19 protein-coding genes and 2 pseudogenes are annotated in these 18,436 nt (G+C 58.4%); 18 read left to right on the forward strand and 3 right to left on the reverse strand.

From position 1 onward, the window contains the following. Positions 1–174 precede the first annotated feature (174 nt). The 4 genes from VV088_RS03740 to terS all read left to right on the forward strand — a co-directional run bounded on the left by VV088_RS03740 (position 175) and on the right by terS (position 3,163). Positions 175–1,431, forward strand: a complete 1,257-nt coding sequence (locus tag VV088_RS03740; protein ID WP_334599449.1) for a ParB/RepB/Spo0J family partition protein — start codon at positions 175–177, stop codon at positions 1,429–1,431. 11 nt (positions 1,432–1,442) lie between these two features. After that, positions 1,443–1,775: a hypothetical protein gene (locus VV088_RS03745; protein WP_334599450.1), complete on the forward strand. Its 333-nt coding sequence runs from the start codon at positions 1,443–1,445 to the stop codon at positions 1,773–1,775. A gap of 22 nt (positions 1,776–1,797) precedes the next feature. Further along, positions 1,798–2,271 (forward strand): hypothetical protein, encoded by a 474-nt coding sequence (locus VV088_RS03750; RefSeq protein WP_334599451.1) that lies wholly within the window; start codon positions 1,798–1,800, stop codon positions 2,269–2,271. 199 nt (positions 2,272–2,470) lie between these two features. Next, entirely contained in the window at positions 2,471–3,163 is a 693-nt protein-coding gene (terS, locus tag VV088_RS03755) for a phage terminase small subunit (protein ID WP_334599452.1), read from the forward strand. Between the two features lie 52 nt (positions 3,164–3,215). Here the strand turns inward: terS and istB are convergent. From istB to istA, 3 genes and pseudogenes are all read right to left on the reverse strand, one after another. Beyond that, positions 3,216–4,069 (reverse strand): annotated as a pseudogene (gene istB, locus VV088_RS03760) (IS21-like element helper ATPase IstB). Then, positions 4,062–4,574: a Mu transposase domain-containing protein gene (locus VV088_RS22690; protein ID WP_442913105.1), complete on the reverse strand. Its 513-nt coding sequence runs from the start codon at positions 4,572–4,574 to the stop codon at positions 4,062–4,064. The pseudogene istB and the gene VV088_RS22690 overlap by 8 nt, the downstream one beginning before the upstream one ends. A gap of 155 nt (positions 4,575–4,729) precedes the next feature. Further along, positions 4,730–5,323 carry an IS21 family transposase gene (gene istA, locus VV088_RS03770; protein WP_334599453.1) on the reverse strand — a complete coding sequence of 198 codons (594 nt, stop codon included), beginning with the start codon at positions 5,321–5,323 and terminating at the stop codon, positions 4,730–4,732. A gap of 149 nt (positions 5,324–5,472) precedes the next feature. On the opposite strand from istA, the gene VV088_RS03775 reads away from it, so the two are divergent. The 14 genes and pseudogenes from VV088_RS03775 (at position 5,473) to VV088_RS03840 (ending at position 18,345) form a co-directional block, all read left to right on the forward strand. Beyond that, a complete protein-coding gene (locus tag VV088_RS03775) occupies positions 5,473–5,787 on the forward strand; it encodes a hypothetical protein (RefSeq protein ID WP_334599454.1) in 315 nt (104 codons plus the stop codon). A 77-nt stretch (positions 5,788–5,864) separates the two neighbouring features. Beyond that, positions 5,865–7,100, forward strand: coding sequence for a Tm-1-like ATP-binding domain-containing protein (locus VV088_RS03780; RefSeq protein ID WP_334599455.1), 1,236 nt, complete (start codon positions 5,865–5,867; stop codon positions 7,098–7,100). 3 nt (positions 7,101–7,103) lie between these two features. Continuing rightward, positions 7,104–7,931, forward strand: a pseudogene (locus VV088_RS03785) (phosphoenolpyruvate hydrolase family protein). Positions 7,932–7,955: 24 nt separating this feature from the next. Beyond that, positions 7,956–8,249: a hypothetical protein gene (locus VV088_RS03790; RefSeq protein WP_334599456.1), complete on the forward strand. Its 294-nt coding sequence runs from the start codon at positions 7,956–7,958 to the stop codon at positions 8,247–8,249. Further along, positions 8,239–9,063: a CFI-box-CTERM domain-containing protein gene (locus tag VV088_RS03795; RefSeq protein WP_334599457.1), complete on the forward strand. Its 825-nt coding sequence runs from the start codon at positions 8,239–8,241 to the stop codon at positions 9,061–9,063. Before VV088_RS03790 ends, VV088_RS03795 begins: the two co-directional genes overlap by 11 nt. Before the next feature lie 768 nt (positions 9,064–9,831). Then, on the forward strand, positions 9,832–10,632 hold the full coding sequence (locus tag VV088_RS03800; RefSeq protein WP_334599458.1) for an SDR family oxidoreductase: 801 nt from the start codon (positions 9,832–9,834) through the stop codon (positions 10,630–10,632). Between the two features lie 22 nt (positions 10,633–10,654). Continuing rightward, positions 10,655–12,562: a BglG family transcription antiterminator gene (locus tag VV088_RS03805; RefSeq protein ID WP_334599459.1), complete on the forward strand. Its 1,908-nt coding sequence runs from the start codon at positions 10,655–10,657 to the stop codon at positions 12,560–12,562. Between the two features lie 16 nt (positions 12,563–12,578). Continuing rightward, positions 12,579–13,031: a transcriptional regulator GutM gene (locus tag VV088_RS03810; protein WP_334599460.1), complete on the forward strand. Its 453-nt coding sequence runs from the start codon at positions 12,579–12,581 to the stop codon at positions 13,029–13,031. Positions 13,032–13,044: 13 nt separating this feature from the next. Next, on the forward strand, positions 13,045–13,596 hold the full coding sequence (gene srlA / locus VV088_RS03815) for a PTS glucitol/sorbitol transporter subunit IIC (protein ID WP_334599461.1): 552 nt from the start codon (positions 13,045–13,047) through the stop codon (positions 13,594–13,596). Positions 13,597–13,609: 13 nt separating this feature from the next. After that, on the forward strand, positions 13,610–14,611 hold the full coding sequence (srlE, locus tag VV088_RS03820; protein WP_334599462.1) for a PTS glucitol/sorbitol transporter subunit IIB: 1,002 nt from the start codon (positions 13,610–13,612) through the stop codon (positions 14,609–14,611). A 19-nt stretch (positions 14,612–14,630) separates the two neighbouring features. Continuing rightward, positions 14,631–14,996, forward strand: coding sequence for a PTS glucitol/sorbitol transporter subunit IIA (locus tag VV088_RS03825; RefSeq protein WP_334599463.1), 366 nt, complete (start codon positions 14,631–14,633; stop codon positions 14,994–14,996). 80 nt (positions 14,997–15,076) lie between these two features. Then, on the forward strand, positions 15,077–16,141 hold the full coding sequence (locus VV088_RS03830) for an ROK family transcriptional regulator (protein ID WP_334599464.1): 1,065 nt from the start codon (positions 15,077–15,079) through the stop codon (positions 16,139–16,141). Positions 16,142–16,398: 257 nt separating this feature from the next. Next, positions 16,399–17,349, forward strand: coding sequence for a bacteriohemerythrin (locus VV088_RS03835; RefSeq protein ID WP_334599465.1), 951 nt, complete (start codon positions 16,399–16,401; stop codon positions 17,347–17,349). Between the two features lie 237 nt (positions 17,350–17,586). After that, a complete protein-coding gene (locus VV088_RS03840; RefSeq protein WP_334599466.1) occupies positions 17,587–18,345 on the forward strand; it encodes a copper homeostasis protein CutC in 759 nt (252 codons plus the stop codon). Positions 18,346–18,436 lie beyond the last annotated feature (91 nt).

Genomic DNA, 18,436 nt, shown 5'->3' on the forward strand with positions numbered 1-18,436 from the left:
GACGGAAGAACAGCAAAAAAGGCTGGGGACAAAAGAACCGCATATTTGCTTGAAGTACGGGCGGCGGGTTTTTCACAGGACGAACAAACCGGGATTTCATGACATGATTTACCCTTGCCCGGAATGCGAACAAGAAAAGAGTTTGTCCGATTCGGACAGAAAGGGGCGTACATCGTGGGAAAGTTTAACTTGAATCAGATTTTGAACGACGCTTCAAAGAGGGCCGCGCCCGGCGGCGGAGGGCAGACAGCCCCCGCCAGCCGCCCGGCGGAGATTGAGCGGTTGAGCGTCTTTGACCTTGTGCCGTCGGAAGATAACTTCTATTCCATGAACGACATTGAAGAACTGAAAAGCAAGATCGAACTTGCCGGGAAAGTGCTTCAAAACTTCATCGTCGTTCCGCTGGGCGGCGGGAAATACAAGGTCATTTCGGGACACCGCCGCCGCGCCGCCTGCATTTCCCTTGTGGAAGAGGGAAAACCGGAATATGAGTTTGTCCCGTGTACCGTAGAAGCGGACGAAGAGGACGCGGAGGTTCAGGCAATCCGGGAAGAAATTATGCTGATTGCGGCGAACTCCCAGCGGGAGAAAACGGCGTGGGACAAGATCGAGGAAGCCCGCCGGACCCGCGCGCTTTTGGAGAGAATCAAGCAACAGGAGAAATTGCCCGGCGATATGCGGAAGCTGGTGGCGCAAGCCTTGAACACCAGCCCGGCGCAGATCGGGCGGTTCGACGCGATCACCCGGAATCTTTGCCCGGCGTTCATGGAGGAATTGAAAGCCAACCGCATAAACATTTCAACCGCATATGAACTGTCCGGGCTTTCGGCGGAAGATCAGGCCGCGGCGTTTGAGCAATACCGGGAAACCGGGGAAATTTCAATCCGGGCCGCGCGGGAGCGGAAAAGAGAACAACCGCAAGCCGGTTTCCCCTGCAAGGACTTTGAAGCGTGTGAGTGGAACGCGGGCGGAGTTTGCGCGATCATGGACGGCGAAAAATGCGGTCACGGACTGAACCCCCGCGGGGAAGAAGAGCCGCCCGCGGCGGAGGTCCCGGCGGAAGAGCCGGAAGCGGAGCGGGAAGAATCGCCAGCGACCCCGCAGGACGCGCCACAGACCGCCACAGGGCCGCGGGAAGCGGACGGGCGGGAAAAGATACAACACGCCGCAGAAGCGCCCACAGAGGGCCGCACAGAGCCGGAGGAACAGCCGGAAACCGCCGGGCAGGATAAACCGCCCACCACCTCTTCCCCGCCGCCTATGGGCGCGGAACAGACGGACGATCAGGAAATGAACGCTGACCGCGCCGAACGGCAATTAAAGAATCTGCTGGAATACTGCATGGACAAGGCGGAATCTTTCGACCGTTCGCGGAACTGGACGGCGGACGTTCAAGCCCTTTATATCGCCATTGACAAGCTGGAAGAGTGAGGGCCGCGACGATGAATCAGGAAAAAGTTTTGATTTTCGGCGGATTTACGGAAGAGGAAGCGAAAGCGATAAAAGAAGCCGCGCGGATTTGGGCGGAGCGGGTGCGAATTGCCATAGAAGAAGCGGTGGCGGCGTTTTCAAATATTCTTTTGCAGATCGGCCCGCCTGACCTTGAAGCTTTGGACGATCTACGGAAAGAGTTGGAGGAAATCGGGAGAGAGAGCCGCGTCCGGCGGCGGAAGATGGAGCGGAGCCGGGCGCGGGCCATAGAACAGCGATACCGGGCGGAGATTCACCGCGTCGAGCGGGAAAGGTTTTATAGGCGGATATATAAGCCGCCCTAAAGCATAAATCGGAGGAACGGGCATGAAGCGCGGAAAAGTAATTTCAATCTTGCGGTTCTTTAGCACGATTGACAAAGAAATTCAAATGAACAATGCGACCGTCGAGGACTTGAACGACCGCTATTATTTGGCGCTGGGCGCGGTCAATATGGACGGCTTGCCGCATGGGAAAGGCGGGGTTTCAAAGCCGGTTGAAAACATGGTGGCGAATGTCCCCGATTACGTCCGAAAGAAGATTGCAGGAAAACAGCGCCGGAACAAGCGGCTGGAAGAAGTCGGGGCCGCTATCGGGCGGGAACTGGACCGTCTGAATTACTATGAAAAAGCGGTTGTAACATGGTTTTATTTAGACGGCGCAACGTGGGAACAGATTTCGGGACGGCTGAATTACAGCCCGCGGCAATGTCGAAACATACGCGACAAGGCTTTAGACCGGCTGACAAGCTGGTTTTCAGCGAATAAAGCAATTTTTACATTCAAATTTCCTGAAAAATAAGATTGCCACCTATTGCCCGTTTTTTCTGCTATAATGGCTATTGTGGAAAATTGAAACAGCGATTCGGGCGGGCGATTCTCCGCCGCCCGGCGCTGACCGGAAACGGACCTTGCTTTTTGCGAGGTCCGTTTTTGTGTGCGCTTCCGCGGAGCCGTCCAGATCGGAAAATGAAAAACAAACGAAAGGGGGTGCGCGGCGCATGGCGCGAGATCGAAGCCCGGAGCGCGACAAGGCGCGGGAAATATGGCTTGAATCCGGCGGGAAAATGACGGCGAAACAGGTTGCGGAAGCCGTCGGCGGCGTGAAGCCCGAACAGGTCCGAAAATGGAAAAGCCTTGATTCGTGGGCCGCGGCCCTTGAAGCCCAAAAGCCGCCCCGGAAGCGCGGAGGACAGCCGGGGAACAAGAACGCCGTCGGAGCGGGGCCGCCTACGGGCAACCGGAACGCCGAAACACACGGCGCGTATTCGGCGGTACGGATGGAGGATTTAACCACGGAACAGCGGGTTTATATTCAGAAAATTACGCTGGACACAAAGAAAAATATGCTTGCCGAATTACAGTTGCTTATAGCAAAAGAATTCGACTTGCAAAACAAGATTGCAAAGTTGGAGAGTGCGGAAAGCGGAAGTCTTTTTATTGATCGAGTTGTCGAGGTACAGACCCCAAAAGGGCAGGAACGATTAAATCAACAGCTTGAAAAGCTGGCAAGCCTGCAAGCGGAAGAAGAAGCCTTGCGCTGGGACATGGATGTTCAGCAGGGAAAACCGCCCACGAAGCAACAGCAAAAGCGCCTTGAAAGCCTGCAACGGGAGATTGCGGCCTTGCAGGACACCACGGGCGACCGGGCGCGGGAGTTGGAAAAGGCTGTCAACGCCGATATGAAATTGTAAGAAAACGCCGAAGAAATTTTGTTGTTTTTCGGCGGAGGGGGGGGTAACAAAACTAAGCGTTTCCTTGTTCAAAAAGAGTGTTCACGATTTGCTGTTTCTGGCGCATAAATTCCTTGCGCTCCTTCAGGCGGTAAGATTCGCCCTTGATGTTAATGACGGTGCAGTGATGCAGGACACGGTCCAGGATGGCGGAGGCGATGGTGACGTCGGCAAAGACCTCGTTCCACTGGGAGAAGGTCTTGTTGGAGGTAAAGACGGTGGACGTCTTCTCATATCGCCTGGCAATCAACTGGAAGAACAGGTTTGCGCCCTGGATGTCCATGGGGAGGTAGCCGATCTCGTCGATGATAAGCATCCTGTACTTGGCGAGAACCTTGAGCTTGTCCGGCAGACGGTTCTCAAAATGGGCCTTCTTGAGCTGCTCAATAAGCTGATGGCAGTTGATGTAGTAGGTGGAAAAGCGATGCTGTGCCGCCACAAGGCCCAGAGCGGAGGCCAGATGGGTCTTGCCCACGCCGGGCGGGCCAAGGAAGACCACATTCTCCCCGTTTTCCAGGAAGCGCATGGTGGCCAGTTCGTCGATCTGGCGCTTGTCGATGGAGGGCTGGAAGGAGAAATCGAAGTCGTCCAAGGTCTTCTTAATGGGGAAGCCGGACATCTCCCCGCAAGGGGGACGCGATAGCTCTAAGCGGCAAAGCCGCTAAGAGCTATCCAGTGGATCTGCTTCTCATAGGCCCGTCTCCGCTTGGATTTGGCTTCTTCTGAGAAAATGTGATCCAAAACCTCCACAATGTTGAGATCCTCCGCCACCGCCCGTTCCAGGTAATTGTCCAGAATCTCCAGGGTGTTTTTCATCTTAAGGGCTTCCAGGTTTTCCCTCAGCCTGTCCATAGTAAATTCAGTCATACAGCACCTCGTCATATCTGGACAAATCGGAGGGTTTCAAGGGAAAATCAATCACTTTGTCCTGTTCCAGCAGAACATTTTCTGCATCCATCGTCTGTTTCAGCGTAAGCCTTCTATAGTGCTGAGGATTGACAACCATGTCCTTTCTCTGATACGATATTCGGTGCAGAGCGATCTGCTTTCCCTCGTAATATGCTGCTAACATGCTGTCGAGGGCCACGACTGCCACATCTTTGCCGACATACTCCGCTGGCACGGAGTACTGATTGCCGGCGTAGGAGATGAGGCAGTCTTTTTGTACTCGCCTCAGGTTGATCTTGTCGATGATGTACTCACGAGAGAGGGGACTCAGGCCCTCTTTTTTCAGCCGCTCAAAGGGAATTTCGTTGGTGGTGGCGTGTACTTTCCCATTGACCTTATTGCACCAGGCCAGGGCCTGTCCGTTCAAGTCCGCCAGACTGTTGTACTGGATCCCCACCATAAAATTATCTCTGACAAACTGCACCGTCCGCTCTACTTTCCCCTTCGTCTGACCCCGATATGGCCGGCACAGAATGGGCTTGAATCCATAGAAGCCCGCGAAGTCCTCAAACTGCCGGTTTAGCGTGGAATCCTCCTGCTTCAGCAGCCGCTTGATGACTACCTGCTTTTGGATGGCTCTTAGCGGCTTTGCCGCTTAGAGCCATCGCATCCCCCTTGCGGGGACATGTTATCGTACAGAATCTCCTCCGGGTAGCCTCCGAAATACCGAAACGCGTTCTGATGGCACCGAATCAGTGTATTTGTGCTCATATCCGTTACGAACTCGATGTACCGCATCCGCGAATATCCCAGAATCATGAGAAAGCAGTACAGCTTTTTCCACTTCCCATCCTCGTACACCAGGTGATCCTCGAAAAATCCCCAGTCCATCTGCCCTTGCTTTCCGGGCATCGTCTCAAACCGCACCGTCGCTTTCTCATTCAAATCCATCTTCCGGCTGCTCACATACGCCTTGACAATACTGTAACCTCCGTCAAACCCCATCTCCCGCAGCTTCTCCAGTATCCGCAGCGCCGAATACGGCGCCTCTTCCAGCCACTCGTCCACGATCTGCTTGTACGGGTCCATCTTTGTTGGCTTGGGTTCGCTCAATGTGTACTCCGGCTTCTGCGGCGATTCCGCGTACCGCTTTGCTGTTCGCGGGTCCATGTGGTACTTCCGGCCCAGCTCCACATAGCTCAGCCCTTTCTGTCTGTCACTTCGGATTTCCATCCACTGTGCTCCTTTCATTTCCTGACTCCCTTTCCGGGCTCTTTTTCGCCCTGATTGGGAGTCTATCTTTTTTCCCTCCTCTCCGCCACAAAACTACATTTTTTCCTCGGCGTTTTCTTTCATTTTATCATTGGCGCTGACAGGAGCAGATGACGGTCGGTGAGCCAGTGAAGATCCGTATCCACCACATCGAAGTTGCGGGACAGGATGTTGAGGTGATCGAGCCAGTGGACAGCCCGAACGCCTACTTGACGAAGTTCCTGGAGACGCACGGGGATTGTTTCCATCATCTCGCGCTCACGTTTGAAAAACACGCTGAGCACCTCTCGATGTGTAAGATTCTCGCTACACAGGGTTACCGCTGCGTGTTTGAGGCACACGTGCGTGATCTGCTGGTGAATTACTACGAATCGTCTGACAACAGCGGCATTGCGCTCGAGCTCAAGAGCGTAGTCGAGGTATAAGAGACATGAAATGGCATACAGGCAACACATTGCTCCTGCATGCCATTTTCTGACATTTGGAATCGAGGAAATGGCAGATGGGAAAAGTGATCGCGATTTTTGGTACGATGGATACCAAAGGCGAGGATTATTTCTTTCTGAAAGAAAAGATTGAGGAGGCCGGGCTAAAAACGCTGCTCATCGACACGGGGCTAGCGTCTATGGCAGCGTACCCGTGCGACGTATCCAGCGAGGAGGTCATCGCGGCCGGCGGTTCCTCGACAGAGGAGATCCGCCGGCATGAGCGGACGTATGCTTTTGAGGTGATCGGCCACGGCTCCACGGAGATCGTGTGCGGGCTGTGCCGGAAGGGGGCGATCGACGGCGTCATCTCAATGGGTGGCGGACAGGGGACGCTGCTCGCAGTCATGGTAATGCGCGAGCTGCCGGTCGGCTTTCCAAAAGTGCTCGTTTCGACGATCGCCAATCTGCGCACGCTGCCGTTTGAGGGGGTCAACGACACGGTTGTGATGAACTCGCTCGTCGATATCAGCGGCAGCAACGGCATCCTCCGCATGGTCATGACGAATGCCGCACACGCGATCGTGGGCATGGTTGAGCATACAGAAAAAGCCGTGGCCGCAAGAGAGACGAAAAAGCCCCGCGTGGGCATCACGATGTTCGGAATCACTACGCCCTGTGTGGAGCGCGTATGCGCTATTCTGAAGGCGCAGGGCTTCGAGGTCGTGGTGTTCCATGTGAACGGACAGGGTGGAAAGATGCTCGAACGGATGATCCGGGAGGGCATGCTCAACGGTGTGCTTGATGTGACGACAGGCGAGCTTGGGCAGGAGTATATGGGCGGAACCTGTACAGCCGGCTGTCACCGTCTAGAGGCCGGGCCTGAACGGGGGATCCCGATGGTCGTGGTGCCGGGGGCGCTGACGAATGCAAACTTCATGCCGCCGTCCACAGTGCCAGAAAAATACCAGCATAATAAGGCGTATCTGCACAACCCGAATCTGGTGCTCGTGCGTGCGGACCAGCGGGAGAGCGTCGAGATCGGCAGGATTTTCGCTGAGAAGATCAACCGCTGCACAGGACCGGTAGAAGTGCTGTTACCAGAGCGGGGAACGTCGCTCTACGATTCGCCGGGCGGTCCGCTCTACGATGAGGCGGCCAACCGCGTTATGTTTGATGAGATCTGCCGGACACTGCGCAGCGATATCCCAGTCGTGCGGATGGACGTGACGGTCAACGACGAGGCTTTTGCTGTACGTATTGCGGAGGACTTTTTGAAACTGTATCATTTGAAAGGGAATGGAGAATATTAGATGATGGATAGACAGACCGTCCTGAAGAGACTGCGGAAAAAATCGGCGAGGGCAAGGTAATCGTTGGTACGGGTGCAGGTACGGGCCTGAGTGCCAAGTGCGAAGAAGCCGGCGGCAGCGACCTGATTATCGTCTATAACTCCGGCGTTCCGGATGCAGGGCCTGCCGTCCGTGTGCGGGAATTTCCCGCTGGGCGATGCCAATACCATCTTGAAGGAGCTGGGGCGCGTGGTGCTGCCGCGCGTCAGGGATACGCCGGTGCTTGCGGGCGTGTTTGCGAACGACCCGTTCCGCGACATGAAAACATTTTTGACTGAACTCAAAACCATGAGATTCTCCGGTGTGCAGAACTTCCCCACGGTCGGCACTTACACGGCCGCATACCGGAAAAACATCGAAAGTGTGGGGATCTCCTACGATAAGGAGGTTGAAATGATCCACATCGCGCACGAGCTGGATCTGCTGACCACCCCATATTCCTACACCATTGAGGAGGCAGAGAAGATGGCGAAGGCCGGCGCCGACATTGTGGTCGCGCACTGTCGCGCGACGGTTGGCGGCATGGTCGGTGTGGGCAGAGAGGGCATTATGACCCTGGACGACGCGGTGAAAAAGGTGCAGGATATTCATGATGCGGTGAAGGCAATCAATCCATAGGCGCTTGTGCTCTGCCATGGTGGCCCAATTGCAACACCAGAAGATGCGGAATATGTGCTCTCGCGCGCGCATGGCGTCGTGGGCTTCTACGGCGCATCCAGCGCGGAGCGGCTGCCGACGGAAAAGGCAATTTGTGAGCAGGTTGGCCGCTTTGGGAGCTTGACACTGTCATAATACGGAAAAACGGGAATGGTGAGCATGGGCGAAGAAAAACAGCAAGAACAGGTACCAGAGGAAAGAAATACGAAAGAGCGCAAGGCGGCGGGACGGGAAACGATGGCCCCCAACCGCAGAAGTGCGTTCCGCACGCTGGCAGCATTCTACCTCGCCTATCTAGTCTATCAACTGATTGGTCAGATCGTGGCGAGCGACGTGCCGGGTAAGGCACTGCCGTGGATGATCGCTGCGGTCGCCGTGTTTTGCGCCGGTGCGGTCTGGCTCATCTGGCCAGAGGTCAAGCACATCAAGGAGGTGCTGGATCATGTCGAGTGACGCCCGGCATGAAGCGGAACAGGCGCTGATTGCCCTTGTGGTCGGCCGGGAGTTCCCACAGTTCAGTAAACAGACCTATGCACCTGCATTGCATGGATGCACAGAGGAGCTGCGCGGCATTTTTGAGCCGCTTGCAGCGTACTGCGCGGACCATTCAAACGATGCGCAGGAGTTTGCGGAGGAACTGGCAGCCACCTTGCTGCAGGCGATCCGGGAGGATCTCGAGACGTGCTCGCGTGTAGACCGCCCGCTGCGGCACGACGCTTACCGCATGTTTCTGGCGACATTCCTCTCCCCGGCGCTTGCACAGGTGGAGTATCCCTTGGCGCAGACCTTTTGCGAGTCGCTGCGCCTGCAATGGCAGGCGGCATGGCCGAAGCAGGCCTATCGAAGCGCCGCGGCGGAGGCCATCTCTGCGGGTTTCGACAAAAAGTGGTATCGCTGCTACATCACGCAGGCGGCTTGCGAATACCTTGGGAAGAGCGATGATTGCGCTGAGCTGACAGCCTTTCGCGCATTCCGTGACGGGTATCTGAAGCGCTGCCGCGACGGAGAGCGGCTCATCGCGGAATACTACCGTACGGCGCCGGCAATCGTTCAGCGAATCGCTTTTCATGCTGACCGGGATCATATTTACGAGGAGTTGTGGCGCGCCTATCTTGCTCCCTGCTTCGACGATCTTCGCGCCGGACGCAAGAAGGCGTGCAAGGTGCGTTACTGCCGTATGGTGCGCACGCTGGAAGAGCGACTCCTGCCGCACGGGTTCCATGCGGAGCAGGAGACGTGTAAGCCGTTTGGCTTTCCTGTTTTCTGACATATCGTTCAAAAAGTCCTGAGATTGCAGCAGTCTCAGGACTTTTTCGGATGCAAAACGGGTCGGGTCCTGACCCAAACAGGGTCAATTCTACAATAAAAAACAGGTAATAGGAACTGAGCGCCCCTTGAGACGTATAGACATAATTGGAGAATATTGGTATGCCCCGATATGAGCAGAAACGTTTAACGGCCATTTTGAAATGTGCACCGCCCTCTGTCAAGCAGACAGATGAAAAAAGAGAACTAGGCCACGAGGGGCTGGTTCCTGAAAGCGAAGGGAGCCAGCTATATGATCCCGGCTCAAAGCAATGCTTCTGAGCCGTGGACAGTTGATTGGTGGTGATAGAAAGAGCGTCATTTGGCTGCGTGCTTCTTCCAAACGCTCCTGGAAATCGATTGATTTCCAGGAGCGTTTGTTTTTGCAGGCTGCAAGCGTCCGGCCAGCGTTCGGAGCAGGCGAAGGGGGCCGTCAAGATCGGATCATAACAGGATTTGGCTCTTGACAGTTCACACCTCTAATTATATATTATATTTAATAAAATATTTTATTTAATATGATATAGTCATAGTACACAAAATTGAGGGGCCTGTATTGCGGAATATGAACTATTTCACTGCATATTTTCCGCTGCTCAGAAAAATGGAAGCCCAATTCTTTTCCGGCCCTTCAAAAAAGGCGGTATTAAAGCCAGCACGGATTTCCTCTAAAATGGGGACATAAACAGCGCCGGACCTGAGATCCGGGGCGGTAAAGGAGGAAATTGTTATGGAAAAAGGCTGGCTTGGTTTGGAGGATCAGGTGGTCATCGTCACAGGCGGGGCCTCCGGCATCGGCAAGCATGTGGTGCAGACCCTGACAAAAGCCGGGGCCAAGGCTGTAGTGGCCGACATGACGGTGAACACCGGCGGCGAACTGGACGGCGCCTGGTGCGTCAAGTGCGACGTGACCAGTCCTGACAGCGTGCAGGCCATGGCGGACGCCGTGGTGGAGAAGTACGGAAAAATCGACGCCCTGGTGAACAATGCGGGCATCAACATGCCCCGCCTGCTGGTGGACGCCGCCGGGGAGCGGCCCGAATACGAGCTGAACGAGGCGTCCTTCGGCAAAATGTTTGACATCAACGTGAAGGGCGTGTTCCTGTGCGCCCAGGCCTGCGCCCGGCAGATGCTGAAGCAGGGGGGCGGCGTCATCGTGAACATGTCCTCCGAGTCGGGCAAGGAGGGTTCCCAGGGCCAGAGCGCCTACTCCGCCACCAAGGGCGCAGTGGACAGCTTCACCCGTTCCTGGGCCAAGGAGCTGGGCAAGCACAACATCCGCGTAGTGGCCTGCGCCCCCGGTATCATGGAGGCCACCGGCCTGCGCTCCCCGGCCTACAACGACGCCCTGGCCTACACCAGAGGCTGCAAGCCGGAGGAGCTGTCCACCGACTACAGCAAGGTCATCCCCCTGGGCCGGGACGGTAAGCTGGACGAGGTGGGCGATCTGGTGGCCTTCCTGGTCTCCGGCCGGGCCAGCTACATCGCGGGCACCACATTGAACATCTCAGGCGGCAAGTCCAGAGGGTAACACATATAGGGAGGGGATCGCGGTGAACACCGAATTTGGCGGCAACCGGCTGGCGTATATTTTGCTGTCTCTGTGCAGCGCGTCGGCGGTCTCCTCCAGCGCCCTGGCCGGGAAGCTCCAGGTCAGCGAGCGGACCATCTCCAACGACGTCAAGCAGCTGGAGTCCGAGCTGAAGGACTGCGCGTCCATCCGGAGCAGCCAGGGCCGGTACACCCTCCACATCTACGACGCGGCCCGTTTCCAGACCGTCCGGGCCCGGATTCTGGCGGACGATGGCGGTTTGAACTCCCCAGGAGGCCGGATGGACTACATATTTGGCCGCCTGATGCGGGCGGAGGCCCCTCTCCTCACCGACGAGCTGGCCTACGAGATGAACGTGGGCCGCAGTACGTTAGTCAGCGATCTGAAGCGGCTCCGCACCGCTCTGGAGCCCTACCAGCTGTCCATCCAGGGCAAGACCAGCCAGGGGCTGACCCTCCAGGGCCGGGAACAGGACGTGCGCCACTACCTGCTGGAGCACTGCTTCGAAGCCCTCTACCGGGACTACCCCCTGGAGGAGGAGATTGTCGCACTGGTGCAGAACGCCTTTGCCCAAACTCCGGTGGGCCGCACCACCCGGCAGCGATTCCAGCGGTTTTTGACCGTCATGCTGGACCGCTTCCTCACCGGGCACCCCATTGGCGAGCTGCCCACCGCCTTTTACCGTCTGGCCGCCCGGCCGGAATTTCAGGCTGTCAACGCCTTGACCCAGCAGATTGGCGCGTTCCTCCACATCGACGTTCCGGCGGAGGAGAAGCTGTTCACCCTGCTGCCCATTGTGGGGATGCGTACCCCGGCGGATGTGATGGACATGCGGTCCATCCAGCTGGACCCGGCCATGCGGCCCCTCCAGGAGAAAATATTCCGGCAGATCAAGCTGGAGATGGACCTTCAGATGGCCAGCCCGGAGTTTGAGGAGGAGTTCCTCTACCACCTGATGTTTATGGTCAACCGCCTGCGATTCCACGTGCGGCTGAAGAGCCCTATGGCGGCGGAGCTGCGGGAGAAGTACCCCCTGGCCTGGCGGATGGCGGGCATCGCCGCCCGGGTGATCCAAGAGGAGCAGGGGGTGCAGGTCACCGAGGACGAGCACAGCTACCTGGCCTCCTACTTCGGGGTTTTTCTGGAGGAGCACGCCGCCCATGACAGGCCCTTCCGGGCGGCCATCGTCTGCGGTACGGGCCGGGTGACCGCTCGTCTGGTGGCCGCTCAGCTGCGGCGGGTGCTGGACAGCGCCTCAGAGCTGACTCTGCTGTCCTGCGACAAAGTCACCCCGGAGCTGCTGGCGGACTTTGACCTGGTGTTTACCACCGTGGAGCTGCCCTGCTCCACCCGCCAGCCGGTGATTTTCATCCACGAGGTGTTCAACGAACAGGAGCTGCGCCACAAGATCGAAAAGGCCAAATACTGGGACCAGGTGGACGTGCCCATGCTGGACAACAACTGGTTCGTCATGGCGGGCCTGCTGGACGAGAGCCGGTTCTTCATCCTGGACGGCGTGGAGACCTACGACCAGGCCCTGGAGCAGATGGCCTCGGCGCTGACCGCCCAGGGGCAGGCGGACCCGGAGTTCCTGTCCCGGCTCCGGGCCAGAGAGCAGATCGGTTCCACCGTCTTTGAGCGGTCGGTGGCCATCCCCCATACGGTGCAGTACGCCTCCGGCCGGCTGACCCTGGCTGTGGGTGTTTGCCCCCAGCCCATCCGCCAGGGGGAGCGGGAGGTCCGCACCATTTTCCTCATGGGGCTGCCCCAGGACGCCGCCAGCGACGCTCTGCTGGTACGGGTCTATGAGGAGATCATCAGCATCACCCGGGACAGGGAGATGCTGGACAAGATCGCCGCTGCCAACAGCTTCCAGGCCCTGCTCCGGGCGCTGTACCGGCAGGCTTGATCAGGAGGAATTGATCATGTTTCAACTCGCGCTGCTCTTAGGAGCCATGTTCCTGCTCCAGGGAGTGCTCAGCGTCATCCAGATGCGGCATTTTTCCAAGGAATTCGTCAAGCTGCGCCGCCAAGGCAAGGTGGCCTGCGGGCGGAAGTCCGGCGGGTTCCATGCGGGGGCCATCGTCCTGTTCCGCATCGACGAGGACGGGGTCATTCAGGAGGGCAGAAAGCTGATGGGCGTCACCTGCTTCGCCCGGGTGACGGACCTGCCCGGCTTCGAGGGCAAATTCGTGGGCGGGCTGACCGAGGCCGACCTGCCCAAGTACGGCAAAAACCTGCGCAAGGCGGTGCTGGACGCCAGCAATACCTACAACAAATTCATGGCCGGAGAGGTCATCCCGGAGCCGCCCTCCCCCTTCCAGCGGGCGGGACGGACCCTGACCGGAGCCCTCCGGCCCCAGCCCAAAACACTATGAAAGGCGGATTTCTATGGACTTTATCGTCAATTTAGCCTCCGGCTTTATGAATCTGTTCACCCTGGGCGGACAGCAGTTCATGAGCTGGGTCACCGGCATCATCCCCACCATCATTATGCTCCTGGTGCTGATGAACGCCATCATGGCCATCGCCGGGGAGAAGACGGTCAACAAGCTGGCCGCCGTCTGCACCGGCAACCCGGTCCTGCGCTACGCGGTGCTCCCCTTTGTCAGCGCCTTCATGCTGGGCAACCCCATGGCCCTGTCCATGGGTAAGTTCATGCCCGAGTTCTACAAGCCCTGCTTCTACGCCTCGGTCACCTACCACTGCCACACCAACAACGGTCTGTTCCCCCACATCAACGCCTCGGAGCTGTTCATCTGGCTGGGCATTGCCAACGGCATCACCGCCCTGGGCCTGGACACCACGCCTCTGGCAGTGCGGTACCTGCTGGTGGGCCTGGCGGCCAACTTCATCTCCGGCTGGGCCACCGAGTTGACCACCCGGATGGTGGAGAAGCAGCAGGGCGTCACCCTGAGCCGCCAGTTCAAGACCGCAGAGTAAGGAGGAGAGAAAAATGGCTGACTATCGTTCCATCCGGATCGAGCGGGGACCCGGCGGGTTTGGCGGCCCGCTGACCGTCACCCCCACCGGGCAAAAAAACAAGGTGATGTACATCACCGGCGGCGGTGCGGAGCCCGAGTGCCTGGCAAAGATCGTGGAGCTCACCGGCATGATCCCGGTGAACGGCTTTAAGACCAAGTGCCCCGAGGAGGAGATCGCCCTGGCCATCATTGACTGCGGCGGCACCCTGCGCTGCGGCATCTATCCCAAGAAGGGGATTCCCACCGTCAACGTCATGCCTGTGGGCAAGGCGGGCCCCATGGCCCAGTACATCGTCCCGGAGATTTATGTTTCCGCCGTCACCTCGGAACAGGTTTCTCCTGCCGGCGGCGCCGTCCCCGCCCCCAACGCGGAGCCCGCCAGGAGGGAGGAGCCCAGATTTACCGCCAACCAGAAGGTTTCGGAGACCCTGGCCAAGCAGGAGAACAAGTCTCTGGTCACCAAGATCGGTCTGGGGGCCGGCAAGGTGGTCAACACCTTCTACCAGGCCGCCCGGGACGCCATCCAGACCTGCATCACCACCCTGCTCCCCTTCATGGCCTTTGTGTCCATGCTCATCGGCATCATCAACGGCTCCGGCTTTGGTGACGCGTTTGCCCAGATCCTGACCCCTCTGGCAGGAAATATCTTCGGACTGGTTGCCCTGGGTCTGATCTGTTCCATCCCCGGCCTGTCCGCCCTGCTGGGTCCCGGCGCGGTCATCGCCCAGATCATCGGCACCCTGGTGGGCGCGGAGATCGGCAAGGGCAATATCGCCCCCCAGCTGGCCCTCCCCGCCCTGTTCGCCATCAACTGTCAGGGCGCCTGCGACTTCATCCCCGTGGGCCTGGGCCTGGCCGAGGCGGAGACCGAGACCATCGAGGTGGGCGTGGTGTCCGTGATGTACTCCCGCTTTGCCACCGGCTGGCTGCGGGTCCTGCTGGCCTATGCCGCCAGCTTCGGGCTGTATGCTTAATGAAATGGAGGTCGATCTCATGAACATCATCTATGAAAATACCATCAAGGCTATGGGGGAGTGCGCCCAGGAATTTCGAGAGGAAAATATGTTTGTCCTCTTTGGCGACAGCGCCCCCGAGGAGATCAAGGATTTCTGCTACTGGGTGGATGTAGCGCCCATCCATGGGACCATCGCCCCGGGCCAGGTGCTGAAGGTGGACGGCCAGTGCTACCGGATCACCGCTGTAGGCGGCGAGGTCCCCACCACTCTGGCCGGACTGGGCCACTGCTCCTTCAAGTTCAGCGGCCAGACCGAAGTGGAGCTGCTGGGCACCATCTATGTGGAGGACAAACCCATGCCGGACATCCAGGTGGGCACCGTGCTTCAGATTGTGGAGGAGTGAGAGCCGCAAAACTTGCGGTTGTGCTTCCGGTTCATTCCTGCTATACTTAGATAAAACGATTTTGTAAAGCAGGTGTCAACATGGTTCAGATCACCCAGACGGTCCCATCGCGCATCTTCCAGCTGCTCCGCAGCGGACAGGAGCTGACCCGGCAGGAGATCTCAGGGACGCTGTCCCTGAGTATGCCTACCACCCTTCAGTATGTCACAGAGCTGATGGAGGCCGGTATCCTGGAAGAGCGCGGCACGGCCCAGTCCAACGGTGGGCGAAAGGCCAAGCTGCTCCGCCTCTGTCCGGAGGCCGGCCGGGCGGTGGGCGTCAATATCGGGGTACGCCATGTGGAATTTGCAGTAACCGACCTGCTGGGGGAACTCCGGCAGGCCGGTTCCGTTCCGTTGGTCTTCCGGGACGAGCCGGAGTGGTACGACCGGTTTCACGAGAGCCTGGTCCGTTTTTTGGCGGAGCACCAGCTGAAGGCTGGACAGATCCTGGGGAGCGGGGTGTCCTTTCCCGGCATCATTGACGGCGGAGGAGAACAGGTTATCCGCTCCCACATCCTGGGACTGTCCCACATGAGCCTGGACCGCTTCCACAAGGCGTTACCCTTCCCGGCCATCTTCGCCAACGATGCCAACTGCGCCTGCTTTGCGGAGCGCGGCCCGGTCCGCAGCAGCTTTTTCTACCTCTCCCTGAACGAGTCGGTGGGCGGAGCCATCATGCTGAACGGCCAGCTCTGGACGGGGGACACCTTCCAGGCAGGGGAGGTTGGCCACATGCTGCTGATCCCGGAGGGCCGGCGGTGCTACTGCGGCAAGGAGGGGTGTGCGGACGCCTATCTGTCCCCCCAGGCGCTGGAGCGGGACGGATGGGACCGCTACCTGGAACACCTGGCTGTGCTGCTGAGCGATCTGCGGATGCTGCTGAACATCGACCTTGTGGTGGGCGGACAGGTGGGCGCGCAGATTGGCCCCCACCTGGAGGAGCTGCGGGTCAAAACGGCGCAGTACGACCACTTTGCCCGGGATGTGGACTACATCGTTCCCTGCACCCGGCTGGAGCATGCCTGTGCCCTGGGGGCGGCCGACTTTGCGCTGGAAACATTCGCGTCCCGGGTCCTGCAAGGGGACCGGGACGCGTTTGGATGAAAAAAGCGCTCTTTCTGAGTCCCTGAAGCGGGCGCCGATGGAGCCGCCCTCTCCCTCCTCACAGGAGCGCCGCCGGATTTTGTGCATAGAATGGATTGGGCTGTGGAATATGGAGGGGCCCCTTGCGGAGGACTTGTCCCCTTGGCCCGGCATGTTTTCTCCAATGCAACCGATGAGCGTTTACGCAATTGGAGCGGAACATGAAGCGAACTCCTGCCCTCCGCACTCCTGCGGGCGGCGGGTAAGAAGGGAATACTATGCAGCAAATCGAATGGAAGGATCGGTTTAATATTGGTGTGGAGATCATCGATCAGGCGCACCATGGACTGTTTTCCATCGTGCAAAAGATGATGGATCTGTACGTTGAACGGCACAAGGACAAATTTGCCTGTGTGGAAGGGATCAAATATTTTAAGGCGTACGCCCTCAAGCACTTTGCTGAGGAGGAAGCCTATATGCACCAGATCGGATATCCTGGCTACGCGGCGCACAAAAAGATTCACGACCGGATGAGGTATGAGACCCTGCCGGAATTGGAGCGGCTGCTTTACGAATCGGATTTTTCAGTTGAAGCGGTCCAGCGGTTCATTGGCGTTTGCACCGGCTGGCTGACCGGCCACATCCTCGTGGAGGACCGGGCGATTGTGGGGGGAGGGAGCGGTGAATTGGCTCCCATACAGTTTGACGATGAGATGTCTGTGATCCAAGCGGTGATCATCGCCCCGTTACAGGAAATTTTGGGCTGTCCCATCCAATTCACCGGCCAGTTCTCGGTCAGGGATATGATCCTGCATGAGCAGTGCTACGAGCTGATCTACAGTACCCGGGAGGGGAAACGGCTGCGGATCATACTGGTCATGGGGCAGCAGATGCTGCTTCATGCGGCGGGGCTGATGTTTGGAATCGATTTTTACGAAAAGAGTGACATCGTCGGGTTTGCCCTGCAGGAAATTGCACAGAACCTGATTCAGCGGGCGGCTGTGAGCTTTGGCCGTCAGCCGGATGAGTTCCAGCTGGAGAAGGGATGCTTTTTGGAGCACAAGGAGTTTTTGGAGCAATTCAAGGACCGGTCCCCGCAGTACAGCCTGCTGTTTCGCGTGGGGCAGGAAAGCTTTGCCCTCTGCATCGATCAGATGGCGTGTCCAGATGCTCCGGCTTCCGATGCGATGGAAGGCGAGCGCCCTCTTTTACCTAAGCAGCGGTCCTGAGCGCCTGAGGTTCAAACCGGTTTGACCGTCTGGTTCAAAAATCTCCGGGAATCATCTGATTTCCGGAGATTTTTCATCTGCGCTGTGTGTGGAGAGGCCGCTTGATTCATCACGTTGTTCATGGTATACTGCAAGCGGCCTGCTGCCTGTTGCCTGTCTGTGATCCCTGATTCCTGAGCGGATCACGGTATGGGATCGACGCTGCGGCTTCTGAACAACAGGAAGGGATGATCCAAGATGAATGTTCCACTGATCGAAGGCTGTGTGGATTCCTACGCCTCCTGCGCGGCCGCCTGCCGGGCGGGTGCGGACCGCCTGGAGCTGTGCGCCAATCTGTCCATCGGCGGCACGACCCCCTCTTCCAGCCTGTTCCAGCAGGTCCGGAGGGATTATGCGGTGCCGGTCAACGTTCTGATCCGTCCCCGCTTTGGGGATTTCCTCTACTCGGAGCCGGAGCTGGAGGAGATGGGGGAGGAGATCCGCCGCTTTCGGAAGCTGGGGGCCAGCGGGGTGGTCATCGGCGCGCTGACGCCGGAGGGCGAGCTGGACAGAGAGGCGCTGGCCCGTCTGATCGACTGCGCCAGAGGGCTGCCCGTCACCCTTCACCGGGCCTTCGACATGACCCGGGACCCGCTGGAGGCGCTGGAGGAGGCGGTCCGGCTGGGCTTCCGGACCATCCTGACCTCCGGCCAGGCGCGCAGCGCGGCGGAGGGGACGGAGGTGCTGAGGCAGGTCTTCCGCCAGGCGGCGGGACGGATCGACATTATGGCGGGCTGCGGCGTAAACAGGGAGAACATTGTTTCCCTTTACGAGCAGACCGGCATTCGGGTGTTCCACACCACCGGGCGGAAGGGGCCGGTGGACAGCGGGATGCGCTATCGCAGGCAGGGGGTGTCCATGGGACTGCCCTCCCTGTCGGAGTACGAGCTTTGGCGGACGGACGAGGAGGAATTCCGGGCCTGCGCGGAACGGGTGCATGCCCTCCCAAACAGCTGACACAGCCGCGGAAGCGGCCCCGTTTCGGGGGGCCGCTTCCCGGTTGATTTTTTTTCCGGACCGCATTATAATGGAGGGCATAAAAAACGTC

Source organism: Lawsonibacter sp. JLR.KK007, assembly GCF_036941135.1.
Lineage (GTDB): Bacteria > Bacillota > Clostridia > Oscillospirales > Oscillospiraceae > Lawsonibacter.